The organism is Streptomyces sp. NPDC058284 (assembly GCF_042881135.1).
Taxonomy (GTDB): domain Bacteria; phylum Actinomycetota; class Actinomycetes; order Streptomycetales; family Streptomycetaceae; genus Streptomyces.
Window position 1 is genome coordinate 1 of record NZ_JBHVYE010000059.1, and the last position, 19,006, is coordinate 19,006.

19 protein-coding genes and 1 pseudogene are annotated in these 19,006 nt (G+C 68.0%); 18 read left to right on the forward strand and 2 right to left on the reverse strand.

Annotation, left to right across the window (positions count from 1 at the left end; translation table 11 throughout):
• Positions 1–808: 808 nt before the first annotated feature.
• The 14 genes from ACFVYR_RS37695 to ACFVYR_RS37760 all read left to right on the forward strand — a co-directional run bounded on the left by ACFVYR_RS37695 (position 809) and on the right by ACFVYR_RS37760 (position 14,702).
• Complete coding sequence (locus ACFVYR_RS37695) at positions 809–1,180, forward strand: hypothetical protein (RefSeq protein ID WP_384263402.1); 372 nt, start codon at positions 809–811, stop codon at positions 1,178–1,180.
• A gap of 69 nt (positions 1,181–1,249) precedes the next feature.
• Positions 1,250–1,762 (forward strand): hypothetical protein, encoded by a 513-nt coding sequence (locus tag ACFVYR_RS37700; RefSeq protein WP_384263404.1) that lies wholly within the window; start codon positions 1,250–1,252, stop codon positions 1,760–1,762.
• Positions 1,763–1,877: 115 nt separating this feature from the next.
• Entirely contained in the window at positions 1,878–2,450 is a 573-nt protein-coding gene (locus tag ACFVYR_RS37705) for a hypothetical protein (protein ID WP_384263407.1), read from the forward strand.
• A 494-nt stretch (positions 2,451–2,944) separates the two neighbouring features.
• Positions 2,945–4,150 carry a DUF932 domain-containing protein gene (locus ACFVYR_RS37710; protein WP_384263409.1) on the forward strand — a complete coding sequence of 402 codons (1,206 nt, stop codon included), beginning with the start codon at positions 2,945–2,947 and terminating at the stop codon, positions 4,148–4,150.
• A gap of 305 nt (positions 4,151–4,455) precedes the next feature.
• Positions 4,456–5,031, forward strand: coding sequence for a hypothetical protein (locus tag ACFVYR_RS37715; protein ID WP_384263411.1), 576 nt, complete (start codon positions 4,456–4,458; stop codon positions 5,029–5,031).
• 1,260 nt (positions 5,032–6,291) lie between these two features.
• The gene (locus ACFVYR_RS37720) at positions 6,292–7,167 is read left to right on the forward strand and encodes a hypothetical protein (RefSeq protein ID WP_384263445.1); all 876 of its coding nucleotides are present in this window, start codon (positions 6,292–6,294) and stop codon (positions 7,165–7,167) included.
• A gap of 237 nt (positions 7,168–7,404) precedes the next feature.
• On the forward strand, positions 7,405–8,874 hold the full coding sequence (locus ACFVYR_RS37725) for a ParB/RepB/Spo0J family partition protein (protein WP_384263414.1): 1,470 nt from the start codon (positions 7,405–7,407) through the stop codon (positions 8,872–8,874).
• A gap of 77 nt (positions 8,875–8,951) precedes the next feature.
• The gene (locus tag ACFVYR_RS37730) at positions 8,952–9,326 is read left to right on the forward strand and encodes a hypothetical protein (protein WP_384263416.1); all 375 of its coding nucleotides are present in this window, start codon (positions 8,952–8,954) and stop codon (positions 9,324–9,326) included.
• Positions 9,327–9,886: 560 nt separating this feature from the next.
• On the forward strand, positions 9,887–10,210 hold the full coding sequence (locus ACFVYR_RS37735; RefSeq protein ID WP_384263417.1) for a hypothetical protein: 324 nt from the start codon (positions 9,887–9,889) through the stop codon (positions 10,208–10,210).
• A 3-nt stretch (positions 10,211–10,213) separates the two neighbouring features.
• Positions 10,214–10,825: a cell envelope biogenesis protein OmpA gene (locus tag ACFVYR_RS37740; protein ID WP_384263420.1), complete on the forward strand. Its 612-nt coding sequence runs from the start codon at positions 10,214–10,216 to the stop codon at positions 10,823–10,825.
• A 31-nt stretch (positions 10,826–10,856) separates the two neighbouring features.
• Positions 10,857–11,063 carry a hypothetical protein gene (locus ACFVYR_RS37745; protein ID WP_384263422.1) on the forward strand — a complete coding sequence of 69 codons (207 nt, stop codon included), beginning with the start codon at positions 10,857–10,859 and terminating at the stop codon, positions 11,061–11,063.
• 21 nt (positions 11,064–11,084) lie between these two features.
• The gene (locus ACFVYR_RS37750) at positions 11,085–11,597 is read left to right on the forward strand and encodes a hypothetical protein (RefSeq protein WP_384263425.1); all 513 of its coding nucleotides are present in this window, start codon (positions 11,085–11,087) and stop codon (positions 11,595–11,597) included.
• A 115-nt stretch (positions 11,598–11,712) separates the two neighbouring features.
• Complete coding sequence (locus ACFVYR_RS37755; protein ID WP_384263427.1) at positions 11,713–12,180, forward strand: single-stranded DNA-binding protein; 468 nt, start codon at positions 11,713–11,715, stop codon at positions 12,178–12,180.
• 1,487 nt (positions 12,181–13,667) lie between these two features.
• The gene (locus tag ACFVYR_RS37760) at positions 13,668–14,702 is read left to right on the forward strand and encodes a hypothetical protein (RefSeq protein ID WP_384263429.1); all 1,035 of its coding nucleotides are present in this window, start codon (positions 13,668–13,670) and stop codon (positions 14,700–14,702) included.
• A gap of 49 nt (positions 14,703–14,751) precedes the next feature.
• Here the strand turns inward: ACFVYR_RS37760 and ACFVYR_RS37765 are convergent, their stop codons facing one another.
• Complete coding sequence (locus ACFVYR_RS37765; protein ID WP_384263432.1) at positions 14,752–15,198, reverse strand: hypothetical protein; 447 nt, start codon at positions 15,196–15,198, stop codon at positions 14,752–14,754.
• Between the two features lie 297 nt (positions 15,199–15,495).
• Between ACFVYR_RS37765 and ACFVYR_RS37770 the strand changes: the two are divergent.
• A pseudogene (locus ACFVYR_RS37770) lies at positions 15,496–15,771 on the forward strand (ATP-binding protein); the annotation flags it as partial.
• 76 nt (positions 15,772–15,847) lie between these two features.
• Positions 15,848–16,339, forward strand: a complete 492-nt coding sequence (locus ACFVYR_RS37775; RefSeq protein ID WP_384263434.1) for a DUF4265 domain-containing protein — start codon at positions 15,848–15,850, stop codon at positions 16,337–16,339.
• 335 nt (positions 16,340–16,674) lie between these two features.
• Here the strand turns inward: ACFVYR_RS37775 and ACFVYR_RS37780 are convergent, their stop codons facing one another.
• On the reverse strand, positions 16,675–17,043 hold the full coding sequence (locus ACFVYR_RS37780) for a hypothetical protein (RefSeq protein ID WP_384263437.1): 369 nt from the start codon (positions 17,041–17,043) through the stop codon (positions 16,675–16,677).
• Positions 17,044–17,533: 490 nt separating this feature from the next.
• Between ACFVYR_RS37780 and ACFVYR_RS37785 the strand changes: the two genes are divergently transcribed.
• Both ACFVYR_RS37785 and ACFVYR_RS37790 read left to right on the forward strand, forming a co-directional pair.
• Positions 17,534–17,872: a hypothetical protein gene (locus ACFVYR_RS37785; protein WP_384263439.1), complete on the forward strand. Its 339-nt coding sequence runs from the start codon at positions 17,534–17,536 to the stop codon at positions 17,870–17,872.
• A gap of 126 nt (positions 17,873–17,998) precedes the next feature.
• Positions 17,999–18,718, forward strand: coding sequence for a hypothetical protein (locus ACFVYR_RS37790; protein WP_384263442.1), 720 nt, complete (start codon positions 17,999–18,001; stop codon positions 18,716–18,718).
• Positions 18,719–19,006 lie beyond the last annotated feature (288 nt).

A 19,006-nucleotide genomic window follows, 5' to 3' on the forward strand; every position in this document is an offset into this window, starting at 1 on the left:
GCTCTGCCTCCGGCAGCCGAATACTCCGCTGCCTCCGGCAGCTTCGTTTCGCGCGTCTCCGCGCGAATTGCCCGCCTCCGGCGGGGAGTTGAGTATAGGACTCCGTCCTATACTCGCCTTTTCGACCTCCGGTCGAATGCGTGCCACTGGCATGCTGAATTTCCTGTGTTTATTGACGGGTTGACGTTGAGCGTACGGTTCGGGTATTCCATACCTCTTGAGCCTACCCCTTTCCTGAATTTCCAATTCTTGGAAAGGGGTAGGGGGCTGACGGTTTTTCCGGGAAGGAAAGCAACTCCCGGAAAACCTAAGGGAGTTGCTCCTCCGGAGCGCCCCTAGCGGGGCCGTGCCTCCGGCTCGGCCCCGAGCTGTCCGGCAGAGGCCGTGAGCGGGCCCCTGAGGCTCCTCCGGAGCCCTGGGGTACCGGGGCCCGTTCCTCCCGGAACGGGCTACTACGCCAGAGCGGAGGGGCTCCGACGCTCACCTGCCAAACCCCGCCCCTGGGTCCCCGAGGTCACCGTGTCGTCCGCACCCGCCCACCATCACTCAACGAGCGCGGGAGAGAGGGCAGCAGAGGGGATGTCAGCAACCCGGCCACGTCCGAATGCCCCGCCGACCTGCAACGCCTTCCAGGGTCCGTACAGGCCCCCGCAACACCTGTAGCAACAGGTATCGCAACACCGTGGCGCAACATCCAGTGCAGCTCGTAGTGCGACATGGGTTCCCTTCAGTCGACAGAGACACTAATATTTGAAGTTCCGAGAGAGGCGACCCCCGGAAACCGCAAGGGACCAACGAAGGGGAAGACGTGGAGATCCAGATCTCTGACGGAATTGTCAGGCGGGTGCACGGAGGTAAGGACGCACCCATGAACAGCCTTGCAATCCAGGCCCGTACTGTCGCGAACTTCCTGCCTCTGCTGTGCCAGCGCGCGGGAGCGAAGATCGTGCACAACTCCGACGCGAATTACACCGGAATTCGCTTCGACACCAAGGTTGGCCCGGTTGTGCTGGAGATACCGGCAGGTGACGGCTCTTACCGGCTCGTGCACGAATTCATCGAGCCGGACGAGAACGGGCGCACCGAAGTTGAGATGCGGCGATTCCCGCAGATCTACAAGCCCCAAGGAATCGCGCACATCACGGCTGAGTTCCTCCGGTCGCGCGGTTTCCTGAAGTAGTCCGCGCGGGGGCGCCCCGGATGGGGCGCCCCGTTCCACCCGGCATCACAGAGAAGGAAAAGGGGAGTAATGGAGAACACGCGGATTGCAGAGCAGGCCGAGGAAGCCGGAGCGCCGCTCACGGACGCCGAGCAAGAGCAGGCCCGTTACGCTCTGCGGCAACTCGCCCGCAGCGGGAGCGACCCGGACGCCCTGAAGGTGCCGCAAGAGCAGTTGGACATGGTTCAGCCGTTCTTCGCGCTGGGGTGGGCCCTGGGGGTGCGTACCGGTCACACCGGTCCCGCTCTGACCGATGTGCCGGTAGACCGCGCTACGGTCGCGCACGCATTCCTCATGCTGCTATGTGGGCGGGTGCTGCCGCAGCAAATCGGGCCCGTGGTGTGGCAGAAGGTCAGGTATCACGGCAGTCTGACGCAGTGTCACGGGGCCTACTGGGTACATGCGGTTCACGCGCACGCCGACCCGTGTGGTGAGGCCCCTGATTTGCGCTATGACCTGTGTGACTTGCGTGGGGTCGAGGTGGTCACGAACGTGCGGCGCAGGAGTCTTACGCCGCTGCCTGAGTTCCGCGCTCTGGTCTAAGTGTGCAGGTCAGGGGGCGGGTTCACCCATCGGCAAGAAACACTATTATTGAAGTTGTTCGGGGGCGGCGGCTCGCCCCCGAACCCGCAGAGACCAACGTCGAAGGGGACGGCAAGTGGCAGACCAGGAAGCCCGGCAGATGCTGCCGGAGGTACAGAAGTACATCGAGACCATCGAAGCGGCCACCACGGCCCGCACGGCAGCCGTCGAGGCTGCACGCGCGAAGTACCTGGAACCGGAGAGCCGCAACGAGGTCACTCAGACCCAGCGCAGCGCCTATGGCAAGGAGGTCGATGAGGCCTATGCGGTGAGCGCGCAGGCCCGGGAAGCCGCATGGGAGGCCCTCAAGGCGTCCGGTGATCCGCTGGTGCAGTGGATAGCCGAGAACTGCGCGGATTATCGGGACGAGGCCCAGCACATCCTGGCTCTCCTTCCCGCCACCGCCGACGAAATGGATGATCTCGCGAACACACGGGACTGGTGCGGCGTCTGGGGAGAATTCCGGCTGCGTGCGATTGATGCCGGAGTCATGCCCGGCGTCTGCCCCCCGAGCCCTGCCAGGAAAGCGCTCTTCGAACAGATCGACCAGGAAAGTTGCTGCGGCATGAAACCGAGCGCGCAGCGACGCATCGGCAAGGCCCTGGACGCCCTGATCCAGGAAGTCCAGGCAGCTGAGGCCAGCACGTGACCAAGACGGGTCACAAGCCGCCTGAGTCCGAGTAGCAGCAACGCCGAGCCGCCGCGCCCTGTTTCCCCACCCCGGCAGGGCGCGGCACCCGGCAGGTCTGCTGTCGGACGGGGTGCTGTCCTGGCTGGCAGCCGCATTTCGCCCTCGGCAGGCGCCGGGGTCGAGAGGCGCGAACAGTGGAGCCGCGGGCCGCAGTGAGGGCGGCCGGGAGTGCAACAGCAGAAGTGCCCGGCCGTTCGGGGCCGCCGCTCACCGCCCCCCGGCCTGTGCCGGCGGTCGAGGCCACCGCCCTCGGAGAGCAGCGGCGCTGGCGTTCAGGGGCGCCGCTACCCACCCGCACGCGCCTGCCCACCCTGTCTTCGTCAGTGCCTGCTGAGACCGGAAACCGCCAGTTCAGGGGTGGGTTCACCCCTCCCGAAAACACACTAATATTGAGGTTTCTGGAGGGCGGTGGCCCCGCCCCGACCCGCAGAAACCATCGTCGAAGGGGAACCGTGAGCATCACCGACGTCAACACCGCATTCGCCGCCGAGAAGACCGCACAGGTCGAAGCCGTCCGCGAACAAGAGCGCGCCTTGCGGGCTCGTGTGGACCGGGGTGAAGTCCGCATGGTCGGGACCGACCGGTACGAAGTCCTCACCGGCTGGGACCGGGGCGAGACGTTCACCGTCTCGCGCAACACCGAAGGGCAGATTCAGCAGATCATCGCCAACCACGGGCTCGACACGCAGGCGGACGGCACCATCGCCCTGTACACGTCCTCCCCGGCCTGGCACGGCCTCGGACAGGTCATCCCCGCAGGCACCACAGACATTGACGAGGTGCTGCATCTGTCCGGGCTCGACTTCGAGGTCACCACGGTGCCCGCCCTGTACGAGTGGGAGGGTGAGAGGCGCGAGCACACCGACCAACAGCACACCGTCCGCGCCGACACCGGCACCGCTCTCGGCGCAGTCGGCTCCCGGTACACGCCGATCCAGAACCGGGCAGGGTTCGTATTCCTTCAGGAACTAGTGAGCCGCTATGACGTGGTGTGGGAGTCCGCCGGACTCCTGCGCGGCGGGAAGCGCGTGTTCGTCTCCATCCGTCTCCCGGAGGCGATCACCGTGGACGCCGAGGGCATCAACGACATCGTGGTCCCGTACATCGCCGTCATGAACGACCACTCCGGCAACGGCCAGTTCCAATGCGTCGTCACCCCGTGGCGCCCCGTCTGCGCCAACACCGAACGGTTCGCCGTCCGCGACGCCGTCACCCGCTGGGCCGTCCGGCACACCGCAGGAGCCACCAGCCAGATCAAGGAAGCCCGCCGCACCCTGGGGCTCTCCTCCCAGTACTTCGAACGGTTCGCCGACGAGGAAACCGCGCTGGCCCGCACGGACATCGCCATCGCCGACTTCCACCAGGCGATTGCCGACCTGTGGCCTCTCGACGAGGACGCCTCCAGCCGGAAGCGGACCAATCACGCCACCCGGCTGGAGGCCCTCGACGACGTGTTCCGCACCGAGAGCGACCGCACCGGACGGACCGCCTACGCGGCCGAGCGCGCCATCACCGGCTACCTCGACCACGTCGCCCCCAGGCGCCCGCCGCAGTCCATGACCGAGGAAATCGCACGCGCCACGGCCGTACTCGAAGGCGCCGACGACGAGATCAAGAGCAAGGCCCACCGGCGCATGCTCCAACTCCGCACCCGATGACCCCCGAAACCGGCAACCTCAGCTGACAGACCCCCGTGCGGGCCGGGAACCTTCCCCGAGCCCGACCCGTACGGGCCCCTCCCCCACCCACGCACAGCGCGGAGCGCGCCCACCCCTGCCACATAACGGCAGCACGACGCATCTGCGGAGCAGACCGTGCGCCACAGCGGCCCCCCATCGTGCCCAGAGGCCCAGTGCGGTCGACCTCCGGCGCCCACCGCCCCGCCCCTCCCCGCAAGGAGCCTCTGCCTCATGCCCGCAAGCCCAGACTCACCCACCCCGGAGACGACGCCATCACGGCCGCCATGAGCCGCACCCTGACCGCCCTTACCGCCGTGTTCCAGGCACTCGGCGACGGCGAACACACGCTCAACCTCGTAGCCGAGCGGAGCGACAACGCGTTCGTCACGGGCCGAACCGATCTCTCCACCACCACCGAGCCGATCCGCCTTGCCGTACTGGATGTGGACGAGTTCTGCGTCCTGCATGCGTTACTGGTGTTCGCCCTGGAGGGCAGCACCATACGCAGCGCCGTCCTGGTCGCCACCACGGCCGCCGAACCCAACCCCCGCGCGTGCGGCTGGACGGTACGGCGCGGGTGGCTGCACCCCATGGACACCGCCGACCTCCAACACGCTGTCACCCCGTGCCCCGGCGTCGCCGCCGTACAGCGCGAGGTCTATGGCGCCCCGATCCCGCCCCTTCCCGACACCGGTAAGAAGGGCCCCGTTCCCGTACGCGCCCGCCATCGCCCCTGCGCCCCGGGCCACGACGGCATCCCCGCCCTGCAGCCCTCGCGGGAAGGGCGGACGGCCAACGCGGCCAGCGCCCCCATCGCTGGGGCCAGTTCAGTGCCGTACGCGCCTGTCTCGGCCCCGTGAGCGCCTCCCAGACCACCGCCCCCGATGACGCCCTTCCCCGCTCGCCCGCAGCCGCACCGGCTACCGGGGCAGCCTGCCCCTCTACCCCGACTACTGCACCGGCTATCTCCGGTGACGGGGTATCCGCCGGAACTCGCCGCCGGGACACCTTCCCCGGTCGGACAAGCCGGCCCAGACACTCACCGCCGTCATGCGAGCCTGCGCCGACCTTGTCGCGCGCCGCGACGACCTGCCCGACATCCCCAACGCCTCCCGGCAGCCCACACCCCTGCCCTGCTGCGCTTCCTCACCTGGTCATCCGCGCACGCCCAGGCTGGAGCCGCCTGCTATGAGCGGAAAGCCCGCCCCGCCGTGAGCGCCTGGTGGACCGCCGCGCGATGGTTCCCCCCTTCCCCACACCCGGTCCTGCTGCTGATGCTGTCCGACCTCTCGTATTCGCTGGCCCGCACCGTCGACGTCAAGCAGCGGCGGGGCCCCTATTCCCTCGCCGAGGCCGCCCATGAGCACGAGCGCACCCAACGTGCCCAGGACGAGGCCGCTTCCCTGCGCGCCCAGCAAGGCACCCACACGCGCGGCCGCCACCGAGCCCTGGACAGCGCCAACTGGCACCGAGCCGCGGCAGACAAGCCGAGGAATCCGCAGGTCAGGGGGCAGGTTCACAACCACCCAAAAGACACTAGTATTTGTAGTAAGAGAGATGGGAGAGGGGCTCTTCGTCCGCATCAACACCGTGGGCGGCAGCCACGACCACCACACCCTGGGCGCACGGCATTCCATGACCGCGCGCAGCTGCCCCGCCTGATGCCGCCCCGCACACCCGGCCGCCCTGGCCGCCCCTGACCGGCCGCCAGACCGACGCACGAACGCACAAGGGAGCGCACCTTGGCAACCTTCGACCACATCACTCACGAGCGCTGTGACCAGTTGGGCCGCGCCCTCACGGCGGCCGGTCTGTCCTGGACAGACAACGGCCGTCAAGACAACCCGGCGCTCCTGGCCTACACCGCTACTGACGCTCACGGACGCGAGTGGTGCATCAGCCCGGCCACCAGCAACCAGATCATCCCGTCCCGCCCCGCGAGTATCTGGCAGGCCCGGTACGCCGAGCTGATGCACCGGACGCCGCCCATGTCCGCACGGGCAGTCATCGACCACATCCGTAACTTCCCGGCCCCTCGGACCTCCGAGCACCGCCAGGACGAGGCCCTCACCGACCGAGCGTGCGCGCGGCGAGACCCTGCACGCAGCGACCGCCAGACCATGCGGCGCGCCCTGCGGCGCGAGATCGCCGGAACCATAGGCCTGCTTGCCGACGAACACGATTTCCGTGCCATGCGGCGTTATGGGAGTTTCGCCTTCGACGACTATGCGACCTACTGGAAGGCGGTCGAGGAACTTCTCACGGCGCGCGCCTCCCGGGGCATCTACACCGTGGTGGCTCTCTTCGACCCGCAGGAGTACGCCGACTTCTGCACCGACGCCGGACTGGACCCCGACACCCCCTCCAGCCGGACTCGCTTCACCGCCGACGTCGCCGTCACGGGCCCGGCCCTCCCGCATGAGGGCCAGCCGCTGTCCGAGCTCGTCCCGGCCCTGATCGACGAGGCGGTCCGCCAAGCCACCTGGGAGTACGCCTCCACCGCCTTGGCCCGCTTCGGCGACTGCGCCTCCTGCGGCGAGGACATCGGCCGGGCCGCCTTGGTCCGCGCCTCGGACCTCCTCTCCCGCATCCTCGACACGGCCCGGCCTGGCCGCCAGCACCTCGCCTGCAGCATCAGGGTGGCAGCGGCACCCGCCCCCCTCGCTTCCGCCCTCCACGCGGACACCGGCACCGACGGGACCACATCACTCGAGGAGACCGAAGTCCTCGAATTCACCACGGTTCTCGCCCTCGGCCTCGCGGCGCAGAGCCCGGGCGGACTCGTCATGCGCACCACCACCCCAAACACCGCCGACCAGGTCTACGGCTGGCAGCTTCACGGGGGAAGCCTCGAATCCCTTACGGCAGGTGAGGTCTTCGACGCGTACTGCACCGACGTCGATTCCGGCGCTCCCGTCCCTCCGGAACCGGCCGTCGACTACTGCGCAGCGCCCGATCTCGGGCGGGAATACCCAGAGCCGGGACACCCTCACTAAAGGGCCTCCGGAGCACGTTCCACTGGTCACTGCGCCGTGCCGCCGCAGAGCGCACTGGCGGCCGCCTTCCTGCCCGGCCGCTGTGCAGAGCACCCAGGCATTCACTTCCAGGAAGCCGCGTTTTCGCAGGTCAGAGGGTATATGGCCGCCCGGCCAAAAAACACTAATATTGAAATTGAAGTGAGAGGGCAACCCTCTCAGCCCTCTCGCCGCTCAGGCAAGGAGAAGGAGAGTTCCATGGCCACCGCCGTCTCGACCCCGGCCGACATCCCGGACACACACGAGGAGGACGTGTCGCAGACCGTCTGCCTCGACCCGGCGCTGATCCTGCGTGACGAGCAGAACGCCCGCGAGCACGACACCGAGCCGGACCAGGAGCTCATCGCCTCCGTCAAGGAGATCGGCGTCCAGGACCCCATCAGTGTCCGGCCCCTGCCCGACGGCACCTACGGTGCCTTCAAGGGCTGGCGGCGCACACAGGCGCAGCAGATCGCCAACACCACCGCCGAAGAGGACGGCCGCCCCTTCCGCAGAATCAAGGCGTACGTGCGCGACGACCTGGTCGGCCAGGACGGCTGGACGCGGTTCCTGTCCCTAGTCGAGAACAAGCACCGCGAAGGGATGAGCGAGCGCGACATCCTGCGGTCCCAGGAACTGTCCCTGATCGACATGAGCGACGTCGAGCGGCACAAGGCCGCAAAGGCCCTTGGCGTGGGCCGCGATGCCGCCACACACGCCAAGGCGGCGCAGAGGCTCGACGACGCCGCGCTGCGCCGGGTGGCGGCCGCAGGCATGGACCTGGAGCAGACCTCCCAGCTCGCCGAGGTCGAGTCCGTCACCGGTGCGGAGCGCCGTCTGCTTGCCGCTCTCCAGCGTGACCAGGAGGAGGGCCAGGGCGGGCGCGGACACTGGGACCAGGAACTGGCCCTGCTGCGCGCCGAGCAGGACCACCTCGCCGAGCGCAAGCAGGTCCTGCAGGAGCTGGAAGAGGAGAAGATCCCGGTACTGCGGGCGGCTTCATGGGGAGAAAAGGACACCTCCACGCCGCTGTCCCAGCTCACCACCGGTCTGGGGAACCCTCTCACCGAGGAGAACCACCGCCGGTGCCCCGGTCACAGCGCCCGGCTGGACGAGGAGAACAGGCCGGTCTGGTACTGCGCCTGCCCCGCCGAGCACGGGCACAAGGTGCGGCCGCGGCCCAAGCAGCCCCGCACGCAGGAGGACGAGCAGAGGGCGGAGGAGCGCCGCAAGGTCATCACCTGCAACCGGGCGTGGAAGGCCGCCGTGGGACCACGCCGTGAGTTCGTCACCCGGCTCGTGCGCATGAGGGCCCTGCCGGATGCGGCCCGTGTCTTCGCGCAGAACGTTCTTCTCACCCTTCCCTGCTTCTACAGCTCCTGGACGGACAAGCACGAGTTCGAGACCGTCGCGCGCTTCCTGGGGGCCAAGCAGCCCCAGAACGCCGACCCGGCACAGACAGCGGCGCAGCTGCCCAAGACGCGTGTGGCGAACGCCCTGTTCGCGCATGTCGCCGCTGCGTGCGAGTACGACCTCCGCGAGCCCAAGACCTGGTCACACCTCACCGCGCGGCAGGCCCGCTACCTGCTGCTCCTGGAGTCGCTCGGCCAGAGCGACAACGGCAGCTACCGGCTGTCGGAGGTCGAGAGCCAGGCCGTGTCCAGCCACCGACCCGACGCCGCCGCCTGACCGCCTTACCCAGCCCGTCCGGGCACGCCCCGTGCCCAACGATCTCCCACCCCCATGCCTCAGAAAGGCTCACCAGCATGCCCATCTCCATGGCCCAAGTGCGGGATTTCATCAGCCAGTTACCCGACGCGGCAGCCGTCGCACAGGTCCAGGAAGCCACCGCGAAGCGGCTCGGCGAGATCGATAGGGCCGCGTATGCGGGCGTCGTGTCCGGGCGAGGGGCCCGCATCAACGACTCCCTGCGCCCAGCCTTCCTGCGCGGCCTCACCGGCACCGTGCAGGAACGCAACTCCCGTACCCACAGCCGCACAGGTTTCCTGCTGGATGAGGAGTCCACCCGCATCCTGCGCACCGACCCGCTCAACAACCGCTATCGCGTCCCCGACGACACCAAGCGCTTCCGGATCCCGGGCGGTGTGCCACTCGCGTGCCTGGACGTGAACGAGGACTGACCACTCTGCACGGCGCTGCCCGGGCAACGGGGCGGCGCCTGCCAGACCCCGCAGATCAACCAGCCGGATCCTTCACCGCACATGAAAGACGGTCATGACCGACCAGCAGCAGGCATCAGCCCCCGGTCCAGACAGCGAAGCCTGCTACCCCCCGCTGAAACTCACCGCGCTGCACCACCTGCCCCTCACGGGCTGTGCGGCGGTGCCGGGGGGCCGCGCAAGCTGTTCGCGCATGGCACCCCCGAGCACCGCCGTACCCGTGCCACTGTCCCGCCCGGCGGCGCCATCACCCACGGGGCAAAGCGGCCCGCAACGGCGGCCTCACCCCGTGACACCAGACTCCCGTCACCGCGGGCAGACTTCCTGGCCCCGCCCCGTGAAAGCGATGTATCACCGCCATGCCCTCCCCAGAACAAGGCCCCAGGGAAGAAGCTCAGGACCCGGTGCGGGCCATCAGCGCCAGCCTCGACAACGGCCGGCAGGACTGCGAACCTGCCCGGCCCCCCGCCTGCACTTGCCGTCGCCCTTGGCCAGCACTGAGGAGTACCAGTGCTCCGCTCATGCTCCTGGACGACCGCAGCTACACCGACTTCGCGCTCCGCCACATGCCCTACCGCCCGGGCCTGATCATCGTGCTGGTCGATCCGGACGATGTCACGCTCTCTTCCCAGGCCGCGGCCCTCGGCGCCGAGGCCGTCATCCGGGCTGGAGACAACCTCAGCTGGCTGCACCTGCCTCTGCACGACGCACCCGGCTGCCGCTACACCCGCTGGGACGCTCCTGGCCAACGGCCCCGCCGGCCCTGCCCCGCTCCCCCACCGGCAGTGGAGGCACAGGGGCCCAGACACCGTCGCTCCCCCATTCCCGCGCTCAGAAAGAAGTGACCGATGCACGCGATACCCCAACGCTGTGCCCACCGGCCGCTGGCGGGCGGGCTGGTGGTGCCGTACGTGACCCTGATCCACGACGGCCACGCAGTCTTCGGCGTCCTCAACGCCGACAAAACCTTCACCGCCTTCCGGCAACGCCTGTGCCAGATCTGCGAACACCCTCTGGACGAACGGTGCTTCCTGCTCACCCGCCCGGCCGACATCCTCAAGGCCTGCTCCCCGGAACCGGCGCTGCACCCCGAGTGCCTGCCGTACACCGCCGCGCACTGCCCGATGCTGAACGGCACCGCCACGCACTACCGCCGCAGTCCGGTGCTGGCCAGCCATCGGGCAGGACGGCCCTGTACCGATCCGTCCTGCCCCTGCCCGCCCCTCACCTCGGACAAGGGCCACACCGCCCGCAGCGGCAGCCGCGCCGACCGCTACGAGGCCTGGATGATCCACACGCGGAACTACCGGCTGGTCTCGCTGCCCGAGCAGCCGGATGCGCCCTCCGGTATCAGCCTCGACGTTCCCGTCCTGCGCCAGCGCGTCCTGCGCACCGCGCCCCTCACGCCCGATCAGCAACACCTGAGGGACCTGTGGAACGCCCTCATGAACGAGTCCTGACCGCCCCTGAACCGCACCCAAGGAGACTGCCATGCTGATCAAACCGGACCCGACCACACCCGAAGGAGAGGCCATTCTTGGCCTGGCCGACCTGCTGGACGGCCTCCAGGAGCGGACCGGCGAATGGCCCGGTGCGGATGCCTGCACCATCCTCGAAAGGTGGCTGCGCCGCTTCAGCTTCGAGAGCACAGGAGACTTCCCCCAGGAGGCAGCCGGCCGCGCATGGGTACTGCGCTAGTGGGCCCGGCACGACGATGAGGTGACGCTCTGGTCCGACAAGGCCTCTGCCCTGGCCGCGCTCGCGCATGATGTGCGCAATTCCTGGGACCATGTGGGCGGCATGGACGGTGTGCCGTACCGGCCTCCTGCCGACGACCAGGCGGCCGTCGACCTCTACTACGGCCCGGCGAAAAGCCGCAAGGACAAGGGCTACACGCTGTACGCCGCCGACATCTCCCGCCACGTGCGCACACCGCTCCGTCTCAGCCTCTCGGACGCCGAGGCCTGCGCGGAGAAGAACAGCTCGGCGGTCTTCCACCCGATGGAGGGACCCGAGGGTGAAGGCCTTCCCTGTATCGAGATCGCGGGCATCCTCGTGTTCGCCTACCTCGACGCCGACCGCAGGGCCCTACGAGTCTCCGTTCACCTGGACACCACCGACGAGCAGTTGGTGCGATCCGACGGCACCGTCCCGGTACAAGTGGAGATCGAGGACACCACGGTCTTCGACAGCCTCACCCCGGCGCCGGCCCCGGTCGAGCCGACCGGGTGAAAGGCCTGGATCCGGCGGCTCGCCCGCCGTCCCGCACTCTGCGACGGCAGAGAACACCGGCAAGGGGTTAACCCCCGCCCGCAAAACACTATTATTCTTAGTCAGAGGTGTTTGCATGGCTCCGTCCGTCACTCACGTGAGCGGCACCGTCGTCGGTGACGTGGAAGTCCGCTTCACTCAAAACGGCATCGCCGTCTGCCGGTTCCGTCTCACCGAGACCCCCACCCAGTGGGACACCGCCGCACAGAAGTGGCGAGACCTGGACCCGATTCCCTACATCTGCACCGCCTGGCGGGACCTGGCCAGCAACGCCGCTGAATCGCTCGTCGAGGGGGTCAACGTCCTGGCCAAGGGGCGCACCACCGCGATCAAGGACGGCTCCATCTACCTGAGCGTCGACGACCTCGGCATCAGCCTGCGCAGACGCATCGCCTACACCGAGACCAGCCTGCCCAGCCCGATCGCCGCCCGCCCGGTCACCGCGCTCCCGCCGCCTCAGCCCGTCACCGTGTCCTTGGAGCCCGGGCGACCGGGCAGCCCACCGGCCTGGTGGCAGGAGAGGCAGGCCTCCCACTGGCACTAGCCGGCCGCCCTCCACAGCAGCCGCCAACGGCACTCCCCCCTTCCCGTCGGCCGCTGGCCACTCTCCCCTTCGCCCGCCCCGGCGCGGCACCGGTTCACCTGCCGATGCCGCGCCCTGCCGAAAGGCCGGCCATCACGCCCGCACACACCCTGTCCGAACGAGCCGCGCAGGGTGTTGCGGCTGACCGGCGCCCCGAAGACATCCGTCATGCGAGCCCCGGCCCGCACCGCAAGCCGAGGCCGGCCGCGGTGAGCGTTGATCGCAGCCGTTCCGTTCGCCGGCCAAACCAGCGGGTGAGCCCCGGCACCTGCTCGACGAAAGTCTTGCGCGGGCAAGAGCTTTCCGCGCAGACGAACCGAGCGATTCCCAATGCCATTACGACGGACTTACCCACCGTCGCCAGATCATGCGGAAACCGCAGACAGGAACCATGTTGCCGCCCCGGCGGGCTCCCGCGGCCCGGGCAGGTCGCCTGCCGGGCAGTGCTCAGGTCCTTCACCAGAACGACCAAGCCGCTCTTCTCAGCCGACTCCACCGACACGACAGCCGCCGTTCTTCACGGACGTCGAGCACCACGCAATGGTGATGCTCCTTGCCGATGCCGACCCCGGCCCAGAACGTGAATGACCGCCTCCGCCCGCTGTTCGTTCTGTGATCCCGCGGACGGCCTTGCCGACGTTGTCCTACAAAGCGATCACGTCACGTATCCCCCTGAGCGGTTGTGACCGTCACGGGCTCCGGACGACCAAGTCTTTTCAGCCATCGAGCGGCGAGAAGCTAACAGCCATACCCGGAGTCCGCGGGCTCACCGATCCTACGCATGACCGGCGTAGGCCTGCGCTAAAACGGCAGGGCAAGCTGAGTTCGGCAGCGGCCTCATCCTCCTTCGGGCTCGCGAGGCCGAAGGGGACGTGTTTTCCGGGTCCGGCGGCGCCGAGGACGCCGGACCCCTTCCAGCGGTTCGCCGGAACGAGCTGTGAGCCTGATGCCTTCACACCCTCTGCGTCCTGAAAGCCCGTTGACTTCCTCTGATGACCGGTGATCACGTGGTGTCCGTATTTGCATACGTTCGGTGATGCACCGCCGGCTCGAACTCAGTGGGAGACATGACACATTCGAATCACGGAATGAGGAGGCTCAGATGGCCCACCGCCGTCATCGCGGCCGCCCTGGTCGCCGTAGCCCTGCCGGCCTCGTCCCAAGCCATTGCAGACGGCGAAGAGTTGACGGTCAGCACATCCATCGGCCCGGTGGGGACACCCACGCCCTCGCTCAAGGACCTCAGAGACGGAGGCAGGGCCCAGCCCGCCAGCGCGCTGCGTTCGGGAGATAACCTGACGCACCCTCAGGCAGCCCTGGAGACCGTCGGTCCCGCCGGCCGGTACGCTCCGCGGGCCGACTCCCCGTCAGCGACTGCGCCGCCGCGCATGTCCAGCAGCCTGGCCCGGCAGGCAGCGGCACCCCCCTACCCGGATCCGCCCCGGACCATGACCGCCAAGGAATGCATCAAGGGCCTGGGCGCGGACAAGAAGTTCTACATCAAGTCCCGGTTCGCCGTCTGCTCGGGCTCCACGCTCACCTCGACCTGGTCCATCAACAACCGGCCATCAGGAGAGAGCCAGATCGTCTTCCTTGCGGTGGGCACCATCGCCAAGGGGAGCCGGACCGTGAACATCCGCCACCACTACCAGTTCCAGGCCGTCGGGCGGACCGGGGCGCCCGCGATGATCCTCACGCCGAAGGTGACCCTGCCCCAGACATGGCCGGCCAGTGCCCGGATCAGCCAGGGCGGAGACCTGCCCACCGGGAAGAGCTGGCAGACGCTTGCCGCGCAGTCCGACCCTGGCTTCTCCCACAACCTGACCGGCAAGTCCGGTACCGGCTCCGGCCCTGATGATGCGTTGTTCACCATCTTCCAGCCCGAGCTTTCGGTGAAGTACCCCGCCGGCTGGCAGGTGGCCGGGGCGCGGCACGCCGTTCCGTTCTTCCTGGCTCCGCGCTGGGACAAGGCGAGCTACCTCGCCGATAGCGATGGCGGCGCCACATTCAGCTACGCGGTGCCGATGCCCTTCAGCACCAAGGCCGGCGCGCCCGAGCGGGCCGCGGCCCAGCACATCAAGGACGCCTACACCACACCGAAAAAGACCGAACCAGACAATACAAAGAAGGACATTCCCGGCCGCACCGCCAACGAGCCCCTCACCCGCCTGTATCACGACGCGAAGCGCCGCAAAGCCAACCGCAATGAGGCGAAGAAGGTGTGCAAGGCAGTGTGGGGGGCTGGCTACTCCGAGGGCGGCAAGAAGGAGTGCGATGAGTTCCCTTTCTCCAGCACCTATGAGGGCGCCGCGCAGGCGCTGAAGAAGTACGACCCGCAGGGTAAAGCTCCTAAAAAGAACTTTTCGGCCCGGCCCATTCTCAAAGAGGACAACGGGGCCGGCGGCCGGATCATGAGCGGCTTCTATGCCAAGAACCGCATCATCGACGGCGACGATGACGGCTTTCTGATCAAGGTGTCCTGACCTCTCAGCCCCTTGTGGGCGCCAGCCGTAGCTGGCGCCCACAAGAACGTCACACCGGCCAGAACTGCAGCAGGAAGCACTCCACGCCCTCTGGGGCATCCTCCTCGGCCAGCTCGGCTACCGCTTCCTGCCCTACGACATGAACGCGCAGGCGCCACCGCTGACCGGCCATGCCCAGACTGATCTCATGCTTGCTGGGCCCGCCGTACGAGTAGATCTGAAGCTGGCCCGTGGCCGAGTCCAGTTCGCCTTCCCCCACCGCCTCCCACACGACGGTGCGGTCAGGCTCAGGCGGCGCGTCCCAGACCTCCACGGTGAAGGCGGCTTCATGCGTGTGCCCCGCGGACCGGATATCCACCCGCCCATGATGGGACGTCACCAGTTGCTGCTCCGGACCGTCTGGTTCTTCGTCAACCATCTCCGCGCGAGCTTCTTGCAGCCACAGCGCATAGAACTCGATGAAGACCGGGAACTGCTCCCGAGACATCAGCACCATTCAGACCCTCCTCCAAGCGCAACTCACTTCCCGACGACGCTACCCGCAGGGAACCGCGGGCAGAGCGGCAACAGCAGACGGGGATGACCGCCCTCGAGGAAAGCACTGCGAAGTCGCGCCCCGTGGCAGCGAGCATGGGATCCTGCAGCATCCAGGACATGACACGCTTGCGGGCCTGACACGGTAGGCGGGTATGTGCGTAACCGTTGACCGTCTCACAGTCGTCATCGACTCCCGCCTGCTCAGCGCCGAACTGCACGACATGGCCCTCTGCTCCGGGGCCAAAGCCCACCGGCCGACCTGCTCGAAATCGATGAACTCGGCTATCTCGAACTCGACCGCCGTGGCGCGGAAATGCTCTTCCAGGTTCTCACTGAGCGTGAGGAGAAGAGCAGTATCGCGATCGCCTCCAACGAAGCTTTCACCGGCTGGAGCAGGACCTTCACCAATCCACGGCTCTGCGCGGCGATCGTGGACCGGCTCACCTTCAACGCCACCCTCATGGAGACCGGCACCGAATCCTACCGCCTGGCTCGTTCCAAGGCCAGGGTGGAGCAAAAGGGCAGGCAATAGTGGAGCACTCGATCAGCTTCGCGAGCCGAGTCCATGGGATGATCTTCGCCGAGATGAGCAGGCAGAGGGGGCGGAGATGCGGTACATCGTGCACGAGAACCCGGTCGGTCGGGCCGAGAGCAACTACATCGCCCAAGCCGATCTGACCCCCTTCGACCTCGACGGACAGATCGAGCAGCTATGGCTCCAGCCCGAAGAGGGCGGCACATACGCGGTCGCCTGCATCCCCTTCATAACCTACGGCCTCGCTCTCGGAGACCGGGTCCGTCTCTCACCAGCAGCTCGCGTGGTCGAAGTTGCCCAGACGAGCGGACACCGCGTCCTGCGCACACTGCTCAGGCCGAGCGCGGACGCCGAACGACTTGGCCGCAGCATCAACCTCATCAAGAACTCGATCAAGCAATCCGGGCTGCTCAGCGAATGGCACGGGGAGCGCTTCGTCGCCATCGACGTCCCTCCCGGCACCGACATGAGCCCGTTGTTCGCCCTTGTGCAACGGGAAGTCGACGAGGCCGGCGCCTTCTGGGAATGGGCCGACGCCATACCGTTCTCAACCACGCGGAGCTGACCACGCTGCGGCTGGTCCCGGCGCAAGCCAATTCCCGGGGCCACTTCAGGACGTCGGGAAGCTACACAAACTTCACCAACTGGGGCCGCTCGAAGCCAACATGCCGGGGCCGCTGAACGACGTCACAGCCACCAGCGGCCGACAGCCCCCTCGCGTCGCCTCTTGAGGGCCCTTCACGCTCCTCCCCGCCACCTCGCGTGGCACCGATTCGTCTGCCAGTGCCGCACCGTGCCCGAAGTGACGCCATCCTCCACCCGGTCAAGGTCGACAATTGAGGACCAGATCACAGAAGACCCCGTCAGATTCGACGGGGCCTTCGCCGTGCGCATCACGGCTCACCCGTGTCGGCTCGCCGGGACCGAGGTGGCGTGCGACGGCGTCGTGTCGGCCGGGGTCCTGCTGTCGCCTGGCCCGCCGGCCAGGGCGAGCAGGACCAGGATCAGGAGGAGGGCCCCGCCCCCGCTGCCCGCTGCGACGGCGGCGGTGCCGGGGGGGATGGACCGGTGGTGACCGCGGACGTGGCTGCCGTCGGCGCGGGAATAGGGGGCGACGTAGGTGGTCGGTCCGGTGCGGACCGGCCGGGGCCGCGGCGCGGTAGCGCGTCGGGGCGTCGCAGCCGGCTGCGTAGCGCGCGGCCGGGTGCGGCGGTTGTGCCCTTTGACGAAGGTGCCGTCGCGGCGGCGGTGGGGACGGACGTAGGTCACGGGCGGTCCTCAGCAGTGAGGGGGCAAGAGGCCAGGCGGGGCCGGGGATTCCTCGGCACGACGTTCCACGGTAGCGACACTCACTGACAACGCCGGGCGCGCAACTGATTTCCTATGTAAGGCTGTTGGGGTTCGGGCGGCGATTTTTGGTCGGTGTTTTCAATGCCGGCCCGCTGTCGATGCCGAGTGCTCTCATAAAAGCGGCGGGGAGCTGCAGACGAGGGGGGCCCGTGGGCAGGGACAGGGGATACGACGGCACCAAGCACAAACAGAATGCTCACCAGGCACAGCGCGTGTGCAAACGGGCGGTGGTGACGTTTCGGGCGGTGGCCGCGCGGGATTGTCCAGGTGGCCGGAAGGGCTACCGGTCGCCACCGGCCTCACTGAGGGAACCCGAGCTGGCTCGAGGCAGCGGCCACGCCATATACGAGGACTGCCGCTGACCACCACACCGGCCTTCGCTCCCATCCGGGAGGCATACTCAATGACGATGACGACGACCCAGCGGATCCTCGACCTTGTTGCGGCGGCAGCGGCCAGCCTCGACGAGGACCTGGTGCTGCTCCTGCACGAGGCAAACGAGCTGTACCAGCAGGGACTGCAGGATCTGCACCGGAGTGTGGCAGCGCGCCTCGGCGGGCTGGCCACCGCGGAGCTGTTAGCCGCCGCGGCCACGGCCGGTATGCCCTGTGATGCATCGCAGGACCGCGACGAGGTGATCCTGCTTCTGGCCATGACCGAGTGGGCGATGACGCCGGCCGCCATGGCGTACGCGGAAATGGCGGAGGACGCCGCACGGCGCGGCGTGTGCTTGATCCCTGAGGACTGAGCCATGAGCACGGCCGTCCGGGAAAAACCCTGAACTGCGGACTGGACCCCCCACCGCAACTCCTGTCATTATTTGTGTTGCGGGCCGGGCAGGCCGGCCCACTCCTGACAGAACGGCGGTTCTGCCATGGCCCCGCGCCGTGAGCCTCGTCTGGCCGACGCTGCCGAGATCGCGGCTGAACAAGGCCTGACGCCCGCGCGCATCAGCGGCCTGTACGCCGAGCGCGCGGAAAACGCGGCCGGCGTGCCGTTTCCGGAGGTTGCGGACATGCGCGGCCGCGCCCGCCTGTGGGACCACGCGAAGGTCACCGAGTGGTTCGCCCACCGCAAGCCGTCAAGGCTCCAGGAACACTCACCGCCCGCCCGCGATCCGCAAGAACTGCTGAACGCGGCGGATGCCTCACGGTTCCTCGGCTACAAGAACCCCAACCAGGTCACCACCTTCGTCCGCGACCACCCGGGGTATTTCCCCGACCCGGACGTCGTCGAAGAGTTGGGCACAGCCGAGAACCCCTACCGCCGGCAGCTGTGGCGTGTGCAGACCCTGCTGCACTGGATGGCCACCCGGCCAGGCCACGGAAGACGAACGACAAACAAAGCGGCGCCACCCCTGCCCGACGTTCCCGTCGACGGCGATCCCGACGAGCTTCTGGGGGCAACGGCGGCGGCCTCCTTGCTGGGATACAAGACCGTCGGCTCCTTCTCCAGCAGTCTTTCCCAGGGCAACCTGCCACTGCTGAAAACCACGGACGCAGTCGCCGAGAACGCCGGGCGCCAGAACGGGCGCCGACGGTGGACGCGTCGGCGCATCCTGGAGCAGGCCGCCCAGCGCAAGTCCAGAAGGTGAAATCCCGCGGTGAGCCCGCCTAGCTCACCGCCTCCAAGACGCGGCAGCCGGTTACGGGCGTTGGTCCCTTGCCGGCATGGCGTGGTTCGCCACCACGCCCCGCAGCAGCAGATGCTGCTGCTGCGGACCGGCCATCACTGTCCGGTCAGTGAACCTGGGCGGTCTCAGTCTTTCTGAGGCATCTAGCCCGTGCCTTAGAGGACATCTCATTTGGCGAGCCTGCGGTAACAGATGAGGGTGCAGGCGATGCTGGTGAAGGCCAGGAAGTGGTCGGCCTTGCGCTCGTAG